This is a genomic window from Flavobacterium sp. SM2513, assembly GCF_050908145.1.
Lineage (GTDB): Bacteria > Bacteroidota > Bacteroidia > Flavobacteriales > Flavobacteriaceae > Flavobacterium.
On record NZ_CP194228.1, the window covers coordinates 2,987,285 to 3,005,885 of the forward strand.

The following is an 18,601-nucleotide window of genomic DNA, read 5'->3' on the forward strand; positions in this document are numbered from 1 at the left end:
ATTATAATAAAGACACTTTAGTCAAAAAATTGAAATGAGAAAAGTATTTTTAGTAGTTAGTTTTACATTGTTATGCATTGTCGGATGGATGTCTTACATCAATTCCAAATCCCTTTATTTGTTATTAATATTATTGCCATTAATCGGATTGGGGCTTTTTGACATGTATCAATCCAAACGTTCTATCAGGCGAAATTTCCCACTTATCGGACGAATGCGTTATTTATTAGAATCCATTGGTCCAGAAATGCGACAGTATTTTATTGAAACCGATTTGGACGGGAAACCGTTTAACCGTTTGGAAAGAAGTTTAGTATACCAAAGAAGTAAACACGAAAACGACACACGTCCTTTTGGTACCCAACTCGATTTATATGAAGAAGGCTATCAATGGATTAATCACAGTATTAATGCCATACCTTTTTCAAATGTTGATTTGCATCCTCGCGTTAGAATTGGTTCTTCTCAATGCGAAAAACCATACGAAGCAAGCTTGTTTAACATTAGTGCCATGAGTTATGGTTCATTAAGTAAAAATGCTATTTTAGCCTTGAATTCCGGAGCGAAAGAAGGTGGTTTTTATCACAATACGGGCGAAGGGGGACTTTCACCTTATCATTTACAGTTTGGAGCAGATGTAGTTTGGAATATTGGAACGGGATATTTCAGCTGTCGAAATGACGATGGAACTTTTAATTTCGAACAGTATTCAAAACGAGCCCAATATGAACAAGTTAAAATGATTGAAATTAAATTTTCTCAAGGAGCAAAACCTGGTCACGGTGGAATTTTGCCAAAAGAGAAAGTAACCGATGAAATTGCCGATATTCGTTTAGTAACAAAAGGGCACGACATCGTTTCGCCTCCATCCCACTCTGCTTTTTCTACACCTTTGGAATTTATTGAATTCGTTAAATTACTTCGAAAAGGTTCCGGCGGAAAACCAGTTGGTATGAAAATTTGTATTGGCAATAAATCCGAATTTATAGCAATTTGTAAAGCCATGGTTCACACACAAACGTATGTCGATTTCATTACCGTTGATGGTGGCGAAGGCGGAACAGGTGCGGCACCAATTGAATATTCAGACCACGTAGGAATGCCACTTCGCGACGCTTTAGCCTTTGTTTACGACTGTTTAAACGGTTTCGGAATCAAAGACCAAATAAAAATCATCTGCAGCGGCAAAATTGTTACCGGTTTTGATATTATAAAAACCTTGTCTACCGGTGCGGATTTATGCAATTCAGCTCGAGGAATGATGTTTGCCCTAGGTTGTATTCAGGCTTTAGAATGTCATGCAAATACATGTCCTACCGGAGTAGCTACACAAGACCCGAAACTCGTTAAAGGTTTGGTTCCTGAAGCAAAAAGCGTTCGTGTGGCTCGATATCAATTTGAAACCGTAAAAAGTGCGATGGATTTAATGGCTTCTGCCGGAATCGCACATCCCGATCAAGTGGATAGAAGTGTCGTAAGTATGCGGGTTGATAGAACAACTATTCAAACTTTTGCTGAAACTTATCCTGAGTTAACGAAAGGTTGTTTACTAGACGAAAATTCAATCCCTGAAAAGTTCAAACCTTTTTGGAAAAAAGCAACAATAGAAAAGTTTTAAAATTTTTAGGCGCTTAATCCAGCTATCCGGTGCAATCTTTTGTTTTCTAAAGAAAAAAACAAAAGGATTTCTATTTCAAACAAGAAGTGTTCATCGAACACCATTGCAAATTAAATGGAATGTGAGGTAATATGGGCTAACCCATCAGAATGAGTAGTTATTAATTGAATGTTCAGTCTTTATCAAAATACCAATCGACAAAAAATAAAATATGAATCAACCTTTTACCAAACAAGAAAAAATCCGTTTCAAACACGTAGATTATGCCGGAATTGTATTCTATCCACGCTTTCTAGAAATGCTCAACGACCTTGTAGAAGACTGGTTTGAAGAAGCTCTAGACCGGCCATTTTCTAAAATTCATGAAACTAACGGAATTCCGACGGTTGATTTAAAAGTGCAATTCAAAAAAGCGGCACGTTTGGGCGAGGTTTTGACTAAAAATTTATGGGTAATTCGTCTAGGTGGTTCCTCTATCAACTGTGGATTTAACTTTCTTGACGAACAAGGAAAAACCTGTTTAGAAGGCGAAGTCACATTAGTAAATGTAGAATTTATCGCGGGTCGAGACCAAATCAAATCGGCTCCATTCAATGAACAAATGAAAAGTAAAATAGAAAAATATATAATGTAACACTTACGATTTTTCAAATTTCTAAAATTTCTCGAATCTTTGTTCCAAAAAAAAAAATAATGGACTTCAAAAAATTTAAAGCAGCCACCGTTCAAACTTCACCCGTTTTTTTAAACGTTGAGGGAACAATTGCAAAAGCAATTTCTTTTATTAAAGAAGCTTCTGAAAATGGAGCCACATTAATTGCATTTCCCGAAGTTTTTGTAGCAGGTTATCCGTATTGGAATTGGATTATGACACCTGTTCAAGGAAGCAAATGGTACGAAAAACTGTACAAATGTTCGGTAAAAGTGGATGACGAAAGCATGCAACCCCTTTACGACGCTGCAAAAAAATACAATTGCCACATCGTTATTGGTATTAATGAACGAGGCGACAGCTACGGCGAAATATACAACACTAATCTAATTATTGACAACCAAGGGACAATCATCGGAAAGCACCGAAAGCTTGTTCCCACATGGGCTGAAAAACTAACCTGGAGTTCAGGAGATGGTTCTTCGTTAAAAGTATATGATACAGAAGTCGGGCCACTCGGGACTTTGGCTTGTGGAGAAAACACCAACACTTTAGCACGTTTTACATTACTTTCCCAAGGAGAGTTGGTGCACATTGCGAATTATATTTCCCTTCCCGTTGCTCCACCGGATTACAATATGGCAGAAGCGATTAAAATTCGGGCAGCCGCTCATTCATTTGAAGGAAAGTTATTTACAATTGTTTCCTGCTCCACTATTTCTCAAGAAATCATGGACGCTTTAAAAGAAGATGTTCCAAATGTTGAAGAATTATTGACACGTAAAAACTCCGCTTTTTCAGGATTTATTGGACCAAATGGTGCTGCAATTGGCGAACCATTAATTGATGATGAAGGAATTGTCTATGCCGATATTGATTTGGAAAAATGTATCCAGCCCAAACAAATGCACGATATTCTTGGACATTACAACCGTTTTGATATTTTTGATTTAAGAGTAAACATCGCTCCTACTCGAAAAATTACCTTTGTCAATAATCATGATGAGTTTAATAAGAAAAATTAATGCCAGAGATTTACTAAATATTCACAGGTTTTTAAAATCCCTTTAATCTTTTAAATCTGCGGCAAAAAAAATAAAAAACCATGAACAACAACCAATCAGACGACCAAATAGGAAGAGCTCGAGTTCAGGATTCCCCCGAATTACAAGCTTATTATAAAGAACTTGAAACACTTGGAGCCGGTGCTTTGTGGACTGTTGCCAATGATATTGAACCTTGGGAACCTAGAAGTTCATCTGTTCCAATGTTGTGGAAATACGACCAGCTTCGAGATTTAGTGTTGAAATCATCGGATTTGGTAACACCTGAACAAGCAGGACGACGCGTGGTTTATTTAGTAAACGATAAACGAAAAGACGTTTCAGCCGCGGTTGGCTGGTTGTACACTGGAATTCAAGTTACCCGTCCAGGCGAAAGTACATCAGCTCACAAACACAAAGCTTCTGCCTTGCGATTTATAATGGAAGGCGAAGGCGGATATACTGTTGTTGATGGAAATAAAATTACATTTGAAGTCAATGATTTTGTTATTACACCCAATTCGGCTTGGCACGAACATGGCGTTGCTGAAAATGGAAAAACATGTATCTGGCAAGACGGTTTAGATATTCCGTTAGCCAATGCATTAGAAGCAAATGATTACGCTGTCTTAGACGGAAAACAACAGTTAAATGCACCCGTTAATTATTCCCCCATAACTTATGGACTATCAGGATTATTAGTAGCCGATAAAGTTTGGGAAAAAGCCTATTCTCCACTCTTTAAATTTGAATGGAAAAAAGTCTATCCAGCACTTTTAGAAACGGCAGAAGTAAACCAAATCAATCCTTTTGACGGTATAATCATGCAGTATTCTAATCCGTTAACGGGTGGTCATGTGATGCAAACTATGGGAGCTTCGATGCAATTATTGCCTGCAAATTTCAAAGGAAAAGCACATAAACATACGGGTTCATTTGTGTACCAATGTGCAAAAGGTTCGGGACATTCCATAATTGATGGAAAACGGTACGATTGGAAGGAAAGAGATATTTTCTGTGTTCCATCTTGGGCTTGGCACGAACATCATAACAATTCTGAAACCGAAGATGCATGTTTGTTTTCTTTTAATGATTTACCGGTAATTGAAAAACTTGGCTTTTATCAAGATAAGACTTATACAGAGAATAACGGACATCAAATAATTTTATAATTACTTAAACGTACTCCATTATGAACAATTTCAAACCATTACTCGGAATCGCATTCGCAATCGCTTTTATATGTATAGGTTATTATTTGACTCAAAAAGAAAGTACCTTCGCAATAAATGTGGGATATGTTTCCATTGTATTCTGGAGTGCAATCCTTCTTTTCGCTATTTATAAAAAAATTACAACTACAAAAACAAACAACAAAATATGAAATTAGCAACATACACTACGGACGGTTCTGAATCTCGACTGGGTTTTTTACACAATAATACTATTGTTGATATGGAAGATTTTGGAGAAATATCCAATTTTCCACTGCCAAATGATATGTTAGAATTGATTGATATGGGTTTTGAAGTTATTGCTGAAATAACTGATTTGATTGAAAATACGTCTAGGGAAGATTTGGAAGAAGTTTCTTATGCATTAGACGTAATTACACTTTTGGCACCCATTCAAAAACCACGAAAAAACATTATCGGAATCGGTTTGAATTATACTGAGCACGTTGCCGAAAGTGCGAGAACGTTAGACACAACAGGGAAACTACCACAAAAACCAATTATATTTTCTAAACCTCCAACTACAGTAACTGGTCCAAATACAGAAGTTTTACTGAATACAAAACTTACACAACAATTGGATTACGAAGTGGAATTAGCGGTTATTATGGCGAAAAAAGGAAAGTATATTTCACCTGAAAATGCTTTAGATTATGTTTTTGGTTATTCAATTATCAATGATATTTCAGCGAGAGACTGCCGTCGTGAAGGACAATGGATAGTCTCAAAGGGCCAAGATACGTTTGCACCAATGGGACCTTATTTAGTTACCAAAGACGAAATCGAAAATCCACACAATGTGAATTTATCGCTAAAATTAAACGGCGTTGAAAAGCAAAATTCAAACACGAAACTGCTACTCTTCAATGTCAATGCATTAATTGAAGACTTAAGTACCGTGTTCACTCTAGAAGCTGGTGATATTATTGCAACAGGAACTCCAGCAGGTGTTGGTGCAGGTCAAAATCCACAAGAATGGATGAAAGACGGCGACGTTATGGAAGCGACTGTGGAAGGAATTGGAACTTTAATTAATACGGTTAGAGCAATTTAATTCTTAAAAGCAACACAGATTTAAGAAATTCTAAAAATTTTAAAAATTTACCGAATCTGTGTTCCAAATAAAAAGTAATCAGTAGCTAGTTTGGAGTATTCAGTGGTGAATCTTTAAACCTTAAACTTTAAACAAATGAACAAAACATACAGAATTGGACAAATCGTTCCTTCTTCCAATGTAACCATGGAAACTGAAATTCCGGCAATTTTCAGAAGCCGTGAAAGCATTTTACCCGAACGTTTTACTTTTCATTCCAGCCGAATGCGAATGAAAAAAGTTACCAAAGAAGAATTGGAAGCCATGGATGCGATGAGTTTAAAATGTGCTCAAGAACTTTCAGACGCTCACGTAGACGTTATGGGCTATGCTTGTTTGGTCGCCATTATGAGTATGGGTCGTGGCTATCATTGCGTTTCAGAAGTGAACTTACATCAAGAAACCGTAGCTAACGACTTCCCTACTCCAATTGTTACTTCCGCCGGAGCTTTAATTAATGGTTTGAAGGTTTTAGGAGCGAAACAAATTTCAATCATAACTCCGTACATGAGACCGTTAACCGATATGGTTGTTGACTATATCGAAAATCAAGGTATAAAAGTAAAAGAAAGTATCGCACTTGAAATCCCCGATAATTTAGAAGTTGCTGCTCAAAACCCATTGAATTTATTGGAAATTTACAAACAATTAGATTTGACGGATATTGACGTTTTAGTCGTTTCAGCTTGCGTTCAAATGCCGTCTCTTGAAGCGATTGATTTGATTGAAAAAGAAATTGGAATTCCTGTGACTTCAGCAGCAGTTTGTACCACTTACGAAATGATGAAAAAGCTAGGTATTGACGCTAAATCAGGAATTGGTGGAAGTTTGCTTTCAGGAAAATACTGATTTCAATCCGTTTTATTTAAATATATAAGATAATTAGGTGTTGCACTTAATTATCTTTTTTTTTAAGAAAAGTCCAAAATATTATTTAACAGTTCTTTAATTTACTACTATAAAAATTTACTTACCTTAACACTTATAAAACAACCACACAAAACCTATGGAATTTATTGATTATTATAAAGTTTTAGGTCTCACCAAAAGTGCTACAGAGGCGGATATTAAAAAAGCCTATCGCAAATTAGCACGGAAGTTACATCCCGATTTAAATCCCGACGATAAAGAAGCCCATGCTAAATTTCAGCAACTGAATGAAGCAAACACGGTTTTAAGTAATCCTGAAAACAGGAAAAAATACGACAAGTACGGTAAAGATTGGGAACGTGGCGAAGAGTATGAAAAATACCAACAACAGCAAGGTCAAAGCCAACGTCAGCATTCAAATTCCGGACAACAATCTTATGGCAATTATGAAGGCGAGGATTTTTCAGATTTTTTCTCATCAATGTTTGGACAAAGTGGTGGTCGGGCCAGTCAGCGAAGCCAAGCTCAGTATAGAGGACAAGATTTCAATGCCCAACTTTCTATTGATATAAAAGAAGTTTCACAAACCCATAAAAAGGAACTTGCAGTAAACGGAAAGAACATTCGAATCACTATTCCCGCAGGAATTGAAGACCAACAAACCATTAAAATTACAGGTTTTGGAAGTGAAGGTTCTAATAATGGACCAAAAGGTGATTTGTACATTACTTTTTCAATAGTAAACAACACCCCTTTTAAACGTGTTGGAAACGATTTATATTTAGATTATGATTTAGATATGTATACCGCAATTTTAGGAGGAGAAATTACCGTTTCTGATTTTGACAATGGAAAATTAAAACTCAAAGTGGTAGAAGGAACTCAAAGTGGCACAAAAATCCGATTGAAAGGAAAAGGTTTTCCCGTTTATAAAAAGGAAGCACAATATGGTGATTTGTATGTGACGTATCAAGTTAAAATTCCAACGCAACTTTCGGAGAAAGAGAAAGAATTGTTTAACGAGTTGGCACAAATCTCAAAAAAATAAAATCTCATGGAACAACAAGATTTAATCATAATAGACGTTTTCTGCAAAGAATACCATGTAGAAATTAACTTAATTGAAGAACTTGAAGATTTTGGATTAATTGAAATTCATCAAGACAATGGTTTGAAATACATTCAAATCACACACTTGCCCCAAGTTGAAAAAGTCATTCGATTTCACAACGAATTGAATATTAACAAGGAAGGCATAGAAGTGGTTTTAAATTTATTAGAACGCTTAAATCAACTGAATGAAGACGTTAGACATTTAAAAGATAAATTAAAACTGTATGAATAATTGAGGAATGTATTTTTAATTGCAGAAAATCGTAAATTCACATACAAAACAAAAACACTATGGAACACAGAAAAAAAGTAATGGTGCAATGTATTGTTACCGTATCCGTTGAAAAAGTTTGGAAATTTTGGACAGAGCCGCGTCATATAAAGAATTGGAATGTCGCTTCTGACGAATGGATATGTCCCGATGCTACAAATGATTTGAGAGAAAACGGAGCGTTTTCTTACACAATGTCTTCAAAAGATGGAAAGAATAGCTTCGACTTCAAAGGGACTTACATTGATATAATTCCTGAGAAACTCCTTAAGTATGAAATTGAAGACGGAAGAATAGTTACTGTGGTGTTCAGTGAGCAAGGCACTGAAACTGAAATTATACAAGCTTTTGAGGCAGAAGATAATCATACGGTCGAACAACAGCAAGCCGGTTGGAACGCTATTTTACAAAACTTTAAAAATTACTGTGAAGACCCAGAAACAGATGAATAATCTTTTTATTTACGAATTCAAGTACATAATTTAAATATTGAAACATTTACGACTGATTCTGTAACAACATTTACCTTATATTAAAGTAATTTTATATAAACTTAAAAATATACAGATATGAAAACGAACCAACCAAAAAGCCCCAACACGTCAAACTCAAATAATAAAGGAGGAGACAACAGAAGTGACATGAGAAAACACGAATACAAAGATTTCGAAGAGGTTTTAAAAAACGACGAAAACTACGATGTAGATACTCAAAAGTTTAAAGGTGAAAAACCAGATTGGGACGACCAACTTAACAATGAAGAAAAGAAATAAAACGAAAAAACTCCAGAATTATCTGGAGTTTTTTTATGTTTGAATCGTAAATGTTTTATTTTATAAACTCAATCTTCTGAGCTTCTTCAAGGTTGACGCTGTCAAAAAATCCTTGGTCACTCATCCAATCATCACTAAATACTTTACTCATATAACGCGAACCATGATCAGGGAAAATGGCTACAACATTACTATCTTCGTCAAATTCTCCTTCGTCGGCATACTGCTTAATCGCTTGTAAGACGGCTCCTGAAGTATAACCTACGAATAAACCTTCCCTCTTTGCAATTTCTCTCGTCGCATGAGCGCTTTGTTCGTCAGAAACTTTCATAAACTTATCAATCAAATCGAAATCAGTCGCTGATGGTATGAGGTTTTTCCCTAAACCTTCAATTCGGTACGGATAAATCTCGTCATTATCAAACTCTCTCGTTTCATGATATTTTTTCAATACCGAACCAAAAGCATCAACACCTAAAATCTTGATGTTTGGGTTTTGCTCTTTCAAGTATTTTGCAGTACCTGAAATCGTTCCACCTGTTCCGCTACAAGCTACCAAATGGGTAATTTGTCCGCCCGTTTGTTCCCAAATTTCAGGACCTGTAGTTTTGTAATGTGCATCAATATTCAATTGATTGAAATACTGATTGATGTACACAGAACCTTTGGTTTCCTCGTGCAATCTTTTGGCAACATTATAATAAGAACGGTCGTCATCTGCAGAAACGTGAGCTGGACACACATACACTTTGGCACCTAAACTTCGCAACATGTCGATTTTATCTTTCGATGATTTAGAACTTACGGCAAGAATGCAATTGTATCCTTTGATTATACTGACCATTGCCAAACTAAATCCGGTGTTACCAGAGGTTGTTTCAATGATGGTATCTCCTGGGGATAAGATTCCTCGTTGTTCTGCTTCTTCAATAATATATAATGCGATTCGGTCTTTTGTGGAATGTCCTGGATTGAATGCTTCTACTTTTGCGTAAAAGTTACCTTCTAACCCTTCGGTAACTTTTTTAATCTTAATAAGTGGTGTATTACCTATTAATTCTAGGACATTATCGTAAGCTTTTATTTCCTCTTTCATAAAAAAATTGTTAATCAAGGTATCTTCAAAATTGTCGATTGACCTCACAACCTTGCAAATTTAACAAAAAAATTCTAATTACTTGGTAATTCCTTCTAAATCTAATAAAAAGGCGAACTCCTTAGCCAACTCTTTTAGCGCTTCGAAACGCCCGGAAGCCCCACCGTGACCAGCATCCATGTTGGTATCAAGAAATAAAACATTTTTATCTGTTTTTGTGGCTCTCAATTTGGCTACCCATTTTGCTGGTTCGAAATATTGCACTTGCGAATCGTGTAATCCTGTAGAAACATACATATTAGGGTATGCTTGTGCTTTTACATTGTCGTAAGGCGAATAAGAACGCATGTAATCATACGAAATCTTTTCATTAGGATTACCCCATTCGTCGTATTCTCCTGTTGTTAACGGAATAGAATCGTCTAACATTGTGGTCATCACGTCTACAAACGGGACTTGTGCAATTACACCATTGTATAATTCGGGTGCCATATTGACAATCGCACCCATTAATAATCCACCGGCAGAACCTCCTTCGGCATACAAATGTTTGGGTGAAGTGAATTTTTGTTCGATAACAAACTTAGAACAGTCAATAAAGTCTGTGAAGGTGTTTTTCTTCTTTAATAACTTTCCGTTTTCATACCATTCTCTTCCCAATTCTTCACCACCACGAATATGTGCGATGGCATAAACAAATCCTCTGTCTAAGAGTGTCAAACGAGTTGAGCTGAAATACGGATCCATGCTTGCGCCATAAGAGCCGTATGCATAAAGCAATAACGGATTTTTACCGTCTTTCTTAAGTCCTTTTTTGTAAATTACAGAAATAGGAATCTGAGTTCCATCTGTTGCAGTTGCCCAAATACGCTCTTCGGTGTAGTTGTTCTTGTCAAATTTTCCACCTAAAACGGCTTGTTCTTTCTTAACTTCCTTCGTTTTCGTTTTCATGTTGAAATCGATAATTGAAGACGGAGTTCCCATAGATTGGTAGCTGTAACGCAATACATCGGTGTCGAAATCAACATTTGTAGTTGGTGAAGCAGTGTAGGTTTCAATTTCAAAAGGCAAATAGTACTCGTCTTTTCCGCTCCAAGGCATGATTCGTATTTTACTCAAACCATTTTGACGTTCAGAAACGACCAAATAATCCTTGAAAATTTCGATGTCTTCAACTAAAACATCTTTGCGAACTGGAATTAAATCTTTCCAATTGTCTTTTGAAGTCGCGTTTTCAGGTGTTTTCATTACCTTGAAATTCGTTGCTTTGTCTTTATTGGTTAAAATATAAAAGTTATCTCCGTAATGTGAAATGGCATATTCGAGTCCACGAAGTCTTGGTTGGAATACTTTGAATGTTCCTGTTGGATCATCCGTTAATAAAGTTTGATATTCGGTTGTTAAGGTACTACTCGACTCGATAACAATATATTTCTTAGATTTTTCTTTCCCAATAGAAACGCCAAAAGTATCGTCTTTTTCTTGAAAAACTAAAGTGTCTTTTTTATCTGCAGTACCAATTTGATGGCGGAAGACTTTATCTGAACGTAACGTTTTTTTATCTTGAGTTACGTAAAAGAATGTTTTGTTGTCATTTGCCCAAACGCCACCGCCATCTACATTTTCTATTTTGTCCGCTAGTAATTTACCTGTTTCCAAATCCTTCACTTGCATCGTGTAAATTCTACGACCTACAACGTCTGTTGAAAATAGCGCTAATTTATTGTCTGGACTGACACTCATTCCTCCTAAACTGAAATAAGTTTGTCCTTTTGCCAATTCATTACAGTCGAAAAGAATTTCATCTTTGGCGTCAAGCGAACCTTTTTTACGGGAGTAAATGGGGTAATCTTTTCCAGTTTCATAGCGTGTTAGATAGTAATATCCGTTTAAAAAGTAAGGAACTGACGAATCATCTTCTTTAATTCGGGACTTCATTTCGTCAAACAATTCTTTCTGAAGTGTTTTCGTATGAGCCGTCATTTGTTGGTAGTACTCGTTTTCCTTGTTTAAGTAATCAATAACCTCTGGGTTCTCGCGGTCGTTGAGCCAGTAGTAATTATCGATTCGGACATCGCCGAATTTCTCAAAGGTTTTCGGGATAATTTTAGCCACGGGTGGTTGTATATTTTCAGACATTGTTGAGTCGTTTTTTTGTTTGCACGAAGTTGCAAAAATAAAACAAAGACCGAGTAAAACAGGTACGTTTTTCATAAAATTAAAAGTTGTTATAACGATGCAATTTAATAAATTTGTGGCAACATAAACTTTAAAATTATAAACAATGTTTGGAGACTTAATGGGAATGATGGGCAAATTGCAAGAAGCTCAGAAAAAGGTAGAAGAAACAAAACTTCGATTGGACACGGTATTGATAGACGAACAAAGTAGCGACGGGCTTTTTAAGGTAACCATCACTGCTAACAGGAAGGTAAAATCTGTGGAAATTGACGATATCTTGCTGGAAGATAAAGAGCAACTTGAGGACTATTTTGTATTAGTTATGAACAAAGCGATTGAAAAAGCGACGGCGATTAATGACGCGGAATTAGGGGCTGCGGCAAAAGACGGCATGCCGGATATTCCTGGAATGGATATGTTTAAGTAATTATATCTGAACTTTTTATAATGCCGTTGTTGAAGTTTCTGGACTGTGATGGAGTTTTTTTTTTGGTGTTCTCTATAAAGCTCGTACTTTTACGTTGACTTTCTTTTAACGATACAATCTAGTGCTTTTTTAGTTGGATTGACACGTTTTGTTTCCAGATAACGCCATCCCTTTCCCATTAATTCAAAAATATTTAGTAAATTGAGGCTTAAAAAAAAAACATGAAAACAGCCTCACTAAGAACTGACCTAAACTACAACGAAGATAAAGTAGCCGTTACCATACTCATGGAAACAGAAACGTCAAAAGAAATCCGAATTCTATTTAGAAAAGGACAAACCATGAAAGAACATAAAGCTGGTTTTCCTATTACTGTGGAAATTCACGAAGGTGCTATCGAATTTGGCGTAAATGGCGAGAAGATGTCTTTAAATGCTGGTGATTTAATTTCTCTAGATGCAAATGTGCCACATGATTTATTGGCGAAGGAAGATAGTATTGTACGATTGACTTTATCAAAACTAGATACGGTGGAACGTGTAAAAAAAGTAATTGAATAGCGTTTGCGATTTCCTTTTTAGGGAAATTGTTTACTCTTAGAATTTATAAAAAAAAAGCGGTTTAAATTTTATATTAATTAAAATTTAAACCGCTTTCGTCTATCTTTGCCCCACTAAAAAATACCATGGCTGCTACCCTACTTTCTTCGCCTTTACAAGGTTTTACTGATTTCAGATTTCGCAATGCGTTCCAGCACTACTTTGGAGGGATTGACACGTTTTATTCGCCTTATATTCGGCTGAATGGAAAGTTGAAAATAAAGCAATCCTATGAGAATGATATTTTACCAGAAAACAATACAACTTTAGAAGTCATCCCACAAATCATTACCAATGATGCAGAGGAATTTTTATTTGTTGCCAAATATGTTCAGAGTTTGGGTTATAAAGAATTGAACTGGAATTTAGGTTGTCCGTATCCCATGGTTGCAAAATCGGGAATGGGTTCTGGGTTGATTTGCAATACTTCGCGGATTAATGAAATCTTGCATCGGGCTCATACGGAAACAGATATTTTAGTTTCTATGAAAATGCGAATGGGTTATGAAAATCCGACAGAAATTCTGGATGCGTTTGAAATTTTAGACCAATATCCGCTTAAAAATATTGCGATTCACGCCAGAATTGGTAAACAATTGTATAAAGGTCCTGTAGATTTAGATGCTTTTGAAAAATGCCTGACGGGTACGAAACACAAATTATATTACAATGGTGACATAACGAGTGTGGCTGCTTTTAAGAAAATAGAAGAACGATTTCCAAGTATTGACCATTTTATGATTGGTCGAGGCTTGATTACTGATCCTTTCCTACCGAGTATGATTAAGAACGATACTACGGAATATCCTGAGAAACGATGGGCTACTTTTTCCGCGTTTCACGATACGATTTACCAACAATACGACGAATATTTGACGGGACCAACACCTATAAAGATGAAGATGTTGGGTTTTTGGGAGTTCTTTTCGCAATCCACTTCCAATCCGCAAAAAGTCTATAAAGCAATTAAAAAAGCCACAAATCCCTACAAATACAAACAAGCAGTCGCGGAAATTATTAGTGCGGAAATGAAGACGGAACGTTCTTCAAAAAAGTTTGGTATTTAAACATTTAGCATAGGTTTCTGCAATGGAAAAACCGTATTTGACTTCAAAATTTAAACAAATAAATAGAGTTTTGTCTTTTGTTATTTTATTGATTATGTTTGGTTATTGTATCGAATTATTGTCTAAATATGATACTAAAAATCCAACTACTTTATCGTTCTTGATTGTTGGAATAACTTTATTTCTTTTGGCTACTTATCTTCTAGTGCTGTTTTTAAAGGTCTTTAAAATTACATTTTACAGTAACCGAATTGAATTAGTGCAATTTTTTGGTTTAAATAGAAGGTCAATTGTTTTAACACAAATTGATAGCTGGGTAATTCGAAAAAACAAAAGTAAATACGGCGACTATGAAATTCTTTACATTGTTTTATCTGACAAAAGTCACTTAAAATTAAGTAGTTATCTATACACTAACTTCGATTTTATAAAACGTAAACTAAAAAACAACAAGCCGCAAAACAGATTTTTACGAGAACAACTGGACAGAAAAGAACAGACTCAATTTACATTTTTTTTTATTGCAATTGGATGCGTTTTTATTTGGTATGCTGTTGATGCTTATCAAGATAAACAAATTACCAGAACTGATATTTCAATTGTAAAAGGGCACTTGTTGGAAAACATTGAAATTAAAAAGTCCAGACGTTCAAGGACTTTAATTATTAAACTTAAAGAATATCCGGAATATGAGTTTAAAATTGGTTCTCTTTTTCTACGAGAAACTGCGAGTGGTTATTTAAGAGATACTTATAAAAAAGGAGATGAATTAAAATTTGCAATTGAAACAACCGATTATGAAAAGAAAATAGCAAAAACGCAGTCGTTGAGTTCTTGGGACTATATATTTCACTACCATTCTATCGCAATTGTTGAAGTTACGGAAGATGATTTTGACTATTTATCACTTGAAAATTACAATAAAGCGAATAACAGCAATACTCTAGGAATAATGCTTTTTTTTGGTGCATTTGGTGTTTCTTTTACTGCTTTTGGATTTGTAAGATTAAGGAAAAAATTATTAAAGCCTTTAAGTGCAAACAGTCGATTGCGCAAAACAATAAATTAAGAAATTAAGATGGAAAGGTATCCAAGAAGGGGTTTAGACCGCAAATTTAAAAATATTGATTATTTATGTAATTTGTAAATTTGCGGTCTAAAACCGTCTAATATTTAATTTTCATCTATTCAAAAACGTTTACTTCAACTTCTGCAACGTATCAATTACATAATTGTGCATGACTGCTTTGTAGTCCAAATGCGTCACAATTCGTAATTTCCCTGGTCCCATCGAACTGATGTAGATGCTTTTTTGTTTGAGCTTTTCAATCAAGAGTTTTTCGTCAAAACCTTTTTTAAGGGAGAAAATCAAGATGTTGGTTTCAACTGGCTCTACTTTTTCTACCCAGTTTAGTTTTTCCAATACTTCTCCTAATTCCTTTGCACGTCTATGGTCGTCAACTAGTCTGTTGACGTTATTTTTCAGGGCATAAATTCCGGCAGCAGCTAAATAACCCACTTGTCTCATTCCGCCTCCTAATATTTTTCGGATACGCAAAGCACGTTTAATTGTAGCTTTGTCGCTGATTAAAACCGAACCAATTGGTGCTCCTAAACCTTTGGATAAACAAACCGATATGGTATCAAATACTTTTCCGTATTCGTTTGGGTTTTCTTTTTTGTGGACTAAAGCGTTCCAGATTCGGGCACCATCCATGTGGAATTTCAAGTTATTCTCGTCACATACTTTTCGGATGCGTCTGAATTCTTCAAAATCATAGCAAGCTCCTCCTCCTTTGTTAGTAGTGTTTTCTACACAAACTAAACTCGTTAATGGACTGTGGTAAAATTCAGGGTCGTTTATGGCTTCAGCCACTTGTTCGGCAGTTATCATGCCTCGGTCTCCATCAAGCAATTTACAAGAAACTCCAGAATTAAAGGAAGCACCACCTCCTTCGTAGTTGTAAACGTGTGCATATTTGTCGGCTATCAATTGTTCGCCGGGTTGTGTGTGTAGTTTTATTGCGGTTTGATTTGCCATTGTTCCCGACGGAAAAAATAGTGCGGCTTCCATCCCAAATATTTGAGCCACCATTTTTTCTAGGGCAATAACAGTGGGGTCTTGTTTGTAAACATCGTCACCTACTTCAGCTTGAAACATATAGCGAAGCATTTCGGGTGTGGGTTTTGTTACGGTGTCACTAACTAAATTTATTTCCATATATTAAAAAGGATGTCTTATTTTTGTAATCTAAAATTGATGAATTGCTGGATTTATAGCCCCGATAGTAGTGGAAATCCTTTTTGTTCTTTCTTTAAGAACAAAAAGATTGAAACGGATAGCGGGATTAGCTCCAAATTCATCGCAAAAATAAAACTAATTTATGACAAATACCGAACAAATCAAAGGTATTGTGGAGCGTCTTGGTGCGTTAAGGAGGTATCTTTGACGTTGATAAGAAGTTAATAGAAATTACCAACGAGGAAGAAAAAACCTTGGCTCCCGATTTCTGGAACAATGCTAGAGAAGCAGAGGCTTACATCAAGGTTTTGCGGTCTAAAAAGAAGTGGATTGAAGATTACGACAAAGCAGTTTTGCTTGGTGATGAGTTGCAAATTGCCTATGAATTCTATAAGGAAGGGGAACTTTCTGAGGAAGAATTGGACGAACAATATTTTGCGACCAACTCGCATCTGGAAAACTTAGAGTTCAGAAATATGCTCTCGGAAGAAGGCGATAGTATGAGTGCGGTTTTGCAAATAACGGCGGGTGCTGGTGGTACGGAAAGTTGCGATTGGGCAGCGATGTTGATGCGAATGTACATGATGTGGGCCGAAAAAAGCGGTTATAAAATCAAGGAACTTAACTTTCAAGAAGGTGATGTGGCGGGAATTAAAACCGTAACATTAGAAATTGAAGGTGATTTCTCTTTTGGTTATTTGAAAGGTGAAAATGGCGTACATCGCTTAGTGCGGATTTCTCCTTTTGACAGTAACGGAAAACGCCACACGTCTTTCGCCTCAGTTTATGTCTATCCATTGGTAGATGATACAATCGAAATTGACATTAATCCGGCAGACATTGAGATTATTACGTCTCGTTCAAGTGGTGCTGGTGGTCAGAATGTGAATAAAGTAGAGACAAAAGTGCAACTTTTTCACAAGCCTTCTGGGATTCAAATTCAGTGTTCGGAAACGCGTTCTCAACAAGATAACAGGCAACGAGCTATGCAAATGTTACGTTCGCAATTGTTTGAAATTGAGTTGAAAAAACAAATGGCACAACGAGCCGATATTGAAGCCGATAAGATGAAAATTGAATGGGGTTCTCAAATTCGAAACTACGTTTTGCATCCTTATAAATTGATTAAGGACGTTAGAAGCGGTCACGAAACAAGTAATGTTGATGATGTTTTAAACGGTGAACTCGACGAGTTTTTGAAAGCTTATCTGATGATGATGGGGCAAAAAGAAGAAGAGTAAAAATAAAGTATCCTGCAAGTTTTAAATTTGCAGGATTTTTTTTCCATTTTATTAGATGTTTTATTCAGTATACGATTCCTATTAAAGCCATTCTACCAACGAAATCCCTAAACCAATGGTGGTTTGCACATTGTTATAATCTATCAATGTTTCGCCAAAACCATGTGAGATTTGCAGTTGTGCTTTTAAATTTCCTTGTATTGGATACGACCATGAAAAAGTGCCTCCCCCTCGAAGGGTTTGGTCAAATTGCAAATTGTGACTCCCGATAAAGGAAAATACATTTCCGTTTTTAGTATAAATTATGTTGACATCTGCTTTTCCGATGTATTTATTTATGTCCGGGTTTTCGTCTTTTTCCTGTCGCAATCTTAGCCATGGACGAACGTAAAAACTCCAATTGCCACTTTCAAATCCTGCATGAAAAATGATTCGGTTCCAACTTCGTGAAAATGGCAAACTTTTTCCATTAGATTCGTGGTTAAATGCAACACCTACCATTTTTGCATCTATCCCCAAAAAATTAAATTTTACGGGGAAGTTTAAAATTACTTCAGGCTCGTAATTGATTTCTCTGAAAGGCCTAGAAAGTTCTGCATTATAAAGTTGCCAATGCGATTTCTGGGTATAAGCAATCCATAAATCTGCTTTACCCCATAGGATACTTTCTGCCACTTTTGCCTTAAAACTAAATTGCAATTTGGCTTCAATATTATTATAATCTACCCCAGGTTCTGCCACATAATCGGGGCTTCCATTTCCTGAGTACGGTCGTTCATTGGGTTTTGATGACCATCGCGTAGGCAATATATAAACAGGTTTATAAGGAGACAGTAAAAATGTACCTCGACGATGAATAGAGTCCAATTCCCACCGTTCACTCAGATTTCGTTCTGGATATTTTTTTTGGAAAAGAGACTGTTTTTGCGAAAAACAAAAGGCAGGAACTAAAACTAATAATAGATAAAGTCGCATAAACGTATTTTTAAAAGGATTTAAAAAAGATGGCATTATTAATCAAGAACAAAAATAAAAAGATTGCTACCAAGTTATTTTGTTAAATATATTGAGAATGTTATA

The 18,601-nt window shown here is 35.9% G+C and carries 19 protein-coding genes; 15 read left to right on the forward strand and 4 right to left on the reverse strand.

Annotation, left to right across the window (positions count from 1 at the left end; all coding sequences use genetic code 11):
- Positions 1-34: 34 nt before the first annotated feature.
- The 10 genes from ACQ5J2_RS12720 to ACQ5J2_RS12765 all read left to right on the forward strand — a co-directional run bounded on the left by ACQ5J2_RS12720 (position 35) and on the right by ACQ5J2_RS12765 (position 8,668).
- Positions 35-1,618 (forward strand): FMN-binding glutamate synthase family protein, encoded by a 1,584-nt coding sequence (locus ACQ5J2_RS12720; protein WP_432670842.1) that lies wholly within the window; start codon positions 35-37, stop codon positions 1,616-1,618.
- 211 nt (positions 1,619-1,829) lie between these two features.
- Positions 1,830-2,252 (forward strand): acyl-CoA thioesterase, encoded by a 423-nt coding sequence (locus tag ACQ5J2_RS12725; RefSeq protein WP_432670843.1) that lies wholly within the window; start codon positions 1,830-1,832, stop codon positions 2,250-2,252.
- A gap of 59 nt (positions 2,253-2,311) precedes the next feature.
- On the forward strand, positions 2,312-3,295 hold the full coding sequence (locus ACQ5J2_RS12730) for a carbon-nitrogen hydrolase family protein (RefSeq protein ID WP_432670844.1): 984 nt from the start codon (positions 2,312-2,314) through the stop codon (positions 3,293-3,295).
- 80 nt (positions 3,296-3,375) lie between these two features.
- Entirely contained in the window at positions 3,376-4,485 is a 1,110-nt protein-coding gene (locus ACQ5J2_RS12735; RefSeq protein WP_432670845.1) for a cupin domain-containing protein, read from the forward strand.
- Between the two features lie 208 nt (positions 4,486-4,693).
- Positions 4,694-5,602: a fumarylacetoacetate hydrolase family protein gene (locus tag ACQ5J2_RS12740; protein WP_432670846.1), complete on the forward strand. Its 909-nt coding sequence runs from the start codon at positions 4,694-4,696 to the stop codon at positions 5,600-5,602.
- 135 nt (positions 5,603-5,737) lie between these two features.
- Positions 5,738-6,490 carry a maleate cis-trans isomerase family protein gene (locus ACQ5J2_RS12745; RefSeq protein ID WP_432670847.1) on the forward strand — a complete coding sequence of 251 codons (753 nt, stop codon included), beginning with the start codon at positions 5,738-5,740 and terminating at the stop codon, positions 6,488-6,490.
- A 157-nt stretch (positions 6,491-6,647) separates the two neighbouring features.
- Positions 6,648-7,559, forward strand: a complete 912-nt coding sequence (locus tag ACQ5J2_RS12750; protein WP_432670848.1) for a DnaJ C-terminal domain-containing protein — start codon at positions 6,648-6,650, stop codon at positions 7,557-7,559.
- Positions 7,560-7,565: 6 nt separating this feature from the next.
- Positions 7,566-7,856: a chaperone modulator CbpM gene (locus tag ACQ5J2_RS12755; RefSeq protein WP_432670849.1), complete on the forward strand. Its 291-nt coding sequence runs from the start codon at positions 7,566-7,568 to the stop codon at positions 7,854-7,856.
- Between the two features lie 59 nt (positions 7,857-7,915).
- Positions 7,916-8,347, forward strand: coding sequence for an SRPBCC domain-containing protein (locus tag ACQ5J2_RS12760; protein ID WP_432670850.1), 432 nt, complete (start codon positions 7,916-7,918; stop codon positions 8,345-8,347).
- Positions 8,348-8,464: 117 nt separating this feature from the next.
- Positions 8,465-8,668, forward strand: a complete 204-nt coding sequence (locus ACQ5J2_RS12765) for a hypothetical protein (RefSeq protein WP_432670851.1) — start codon at positions 8,465-8,467, stop codon at positions 8,666-8,668.
- A 55-nt stretch (positions 8,669-8,723) separates the two neighbouring features.
- On the opposite strand, the gene ACQ5J2_RS12770 is transcribed toward ACQ5J2_RS12765, so the two are convergent.
- Both ACQ5J2_RS12770 and ACQ5J2_RS12775 read right to left on the reverse strand, forming a co-directional pair.
- On the reverse strand, positions 8,724-9,764 hold the full coding sequence (locus ACQ5J2_RS12770) for a PLP-dependent cysteine synthase family protein (protein WP_432670852.1): 1,041 nt from the start codon (positions 9,762-9,764) through the stop codon (positions 8,724-8,726).
- 78 nt (positions 9,765-9,842) lie between these two features.
- A complete protein-coding gene (locus tag ACQ5J2_RS12775; protein ID WP_432670853.1) occupies positions 9,843-11,903 on the reverse strand; it encodes a S9 family peptidase in 2,061 nt (686 codons plus the stop codon).
- Positions 11,904-12,048: 145 nt separating this feature from the next.
- On the opposite strand from ACQ5J2_RS12775, the gene ACQ5J2_RS12780 reads away from it, so the two are divergent.
- From ACQ5J2_RS12780 to ACQ5J2_RS12795, 4 genes are all read left to right on the forward strand, one after another.
- On the forward strand, positions 12,049-12,372 hold the full coding sequence (locus tag ACQ5J2_RS12780) for a YbaB/EbfC family nucleoid-associated protein (protein WP_432670854.1): 324 nt from the start codon (positions 12,049-12,051) through the stop codon (positions 12,370-12,372).
- 221 nt (positions 12,373-12,593) lie between these two features.
- A complete protein-coding gene (locus ACQ5J2_RS12785; RefSeq protein WP_432670855.1) occupies positions 12,594-12,932 on the forward strand; it encodes a cupin domain-containing protein in 339 nt (112 codons plus the stop codon).
- Between the two features lie 125 nt (positions 12,933-13,057).
- Positions 13,058-14,038, forward strand: a complete 981-nt coding sequence (locus tag ACQ5J2_RS12790; protein ID WP_432670856.1) for a tRNA dihydrouridine synthase — start codon at positions 13,058-13,060, stop codon at positions 14,036-14,038.
- 70 nt (positions 14,039-14,108) lie between these two features.
- Positions 14,109-15,107, forward strand: coding sequence for a hypothetical protein (locus ACQ5J2_RS12795; RefSeq protein WP_432670857.1), 999 nt, complete (start codon positions 14,109-14,111; stop codon positions 15,105-15,107).
- A 129-nt stretch (positions 15,108-15,236) separates the two neighbouring features.
- Here ACQ5J2_RS12795 and ACQ5J2_RS12800 read toward each other — a convergent pair whose 3' ends face one another.
- Entirely contained in the window at positions 15,237-16,259 is a 1,023-nt protein-coding gene (locus ACQ5J2_RS12800) for a threonine aldolase family protein (protein ID WP_432670858.1), read from the reverse strand.
- A gap of 163 nt (positions 16,260-16,422) precedes the next feature.
- On the opposite strand from ACQ5J2_RS12800, the gene prfB reads away from it, so the two are divergent.
- Positions 16,423-17,521 (forward strand): peptide chain release factor 2 gene (prfB, locus tag ACQ5J2_RS12805; protein ID WP_432670859.1). Its coding sequence is split into 2 segments (ribosomal slippage): positions 16,423-16,485 and positions 16,487-17,521, totalling 1,098 coding nucleotides; the frame shifts between segments, so codons are not numbered across the junction.
- Between the two features lie 81 nt (positions 17,522-17,602).
- Here the strand turns inward: prfB and ACQ5J2_RS12810 are convergent.
- Positions 17,603-18,496, reverse strand: a complete 894-nt coding sequence (locus tag ACQ5J2_RS12810; RefSeq protein ID WP_432670860.1) for a phospholipase A — start codon at positions 18,494-18,496, stop codon at positions 17,603-17,605.
- Positions 18,497-18,601: the final 105 nt, after the last annotated feature.

What these genes read in the sequence shown, in the direction of transcription:
- ACQ5J2_RS12720 (WP_432670842.1), top strand. Translation starts at nt 35, where the DNA reads ATGAGAAAAGTATTTTTAGTAGTTAGTTTTACATTGTTATGCATTGTC.
- ACQ5J2_RS12770 (WP_432670852.1), bottom strand. Translation starts at nt 9,764, where the DNA reads ATGAAAGAGGAAATAAAAGCTTACGATAATGTCCTAGAATTAATAGGT.
- ACQ5J2_RS12755 (WP_432670849.1), top strand. Translation starts at nt 7,566, where the DNA reads ATGGAACAACAAGATTTAATCATAATAGACGTTTTCTGCAAAGAATAC.
- ACQ5J2_RS12740 (WP_432670846.1), top strand. Translation starts at nt 4,694, where the DNA reads ATGAAATTAGCAACATACACTACGGACGGTTCTGAATCTCGACTGGGT.
- ACQ5J2_RS12810 (WP_432670860.1), bottom strand. Translation starts at nt 18,496, where the DNA reads ATGCGACTTTATCTATTATTAGTTTTAGTTCCTGCCTTTTGTTTTTCG.
- ACQ5J2_RS12760 (WP_432670850.1), top strand. Translation starts at nt 7,916, where the DNA reads ATGGAACACAGAAAAAAAGTAATGGTGCAATGTATTGTTACCGTATCC.
- ACQ5J2_RS12775 (WP_432670853.1), bottom strand. Translation starts at nt 11,903, where the DNA reads ATGTCTGAAAATATACAACCACCCGTGGCTAAAATTATCCCGAAAACC.
- ACQ5J2_RS12780 (WP_432670854.1), top strand. Translation starts at nt 12,049, where the DNA reads ATGTTTGGAGACTTAATGGGAATGATGGGCAAATTGCAAGAAGCTCAG.
- ACQ5J2_RS12750 (WP_432670848.1), top strand. Translation starts at nt 6,648, where the DNA reads ATGGAATTTATTGATTATTATAAAGTTTTAGGTCTCACCAAAAGTGCT.
- ACQ5J2_RS12735 (WP_432670845.1), top strand. Translation starts at nt 3,376, where the DNA reads ATGAACAACAACCAATCAGACGACCAAATAGGAAGAGCTCGAGTTCAG.
- ACQ5J2_RS12765 (WP_432670851.1), top strand. Translation starts at nt 8,465, where the DNA reads ATGAAAACGAACCAACCAAAAAGCCCCAACACGTCAAACTCAAATAAT.
- ACQ5J2_RS12730 (WP_432670844.1), top strand. Translation starts at nt 2,312, where the DNA reads ATGGACTTCAAAAAATTTAAAGCAGCCACCGTTCAAACTTCACCCGTT.
- ACQ5J2_RS12745 (WP_432670847.1), top strand. Translation starts at nt 5,738, where the DNA reads ATGAACAAAACATACAGAATTGGACAAATCGTTCCTTCTTCCAATGTA.
- ACQ5J2_RS12800 (WP_432670858.1), bottom strand. Translation starts at nt 16,259, where the DNA reads ATGGAAATAAATTTAGTTAGTGACACCGTAACAAAACCCACACCCGAA.
- ACQ5J2_RS12785 (WP_432670855.1), top strand. Translation starts at nt 12,594, where the DNA reads ATGAAAACAGCCTCACTAAGAACTGACCTAAACTACAACGAAGATAAA.
- ACQ5J2_RS12725 (WP_432670843.1), top strand. Translation starts at nt 1,830, where the DNA reads ATGAATCAACCTTTTACCAAACAAGAAAAAATCCGTTTCAAACACGTA.
- ACQ5J2_RS12790 (WP_432670856.1), top strand. Translation starts at nt 13,058, where the DNA reads ATGGCTGCTACCCTACTTTCTTCGCCTTTACAAGGTTTTACTGATTTC.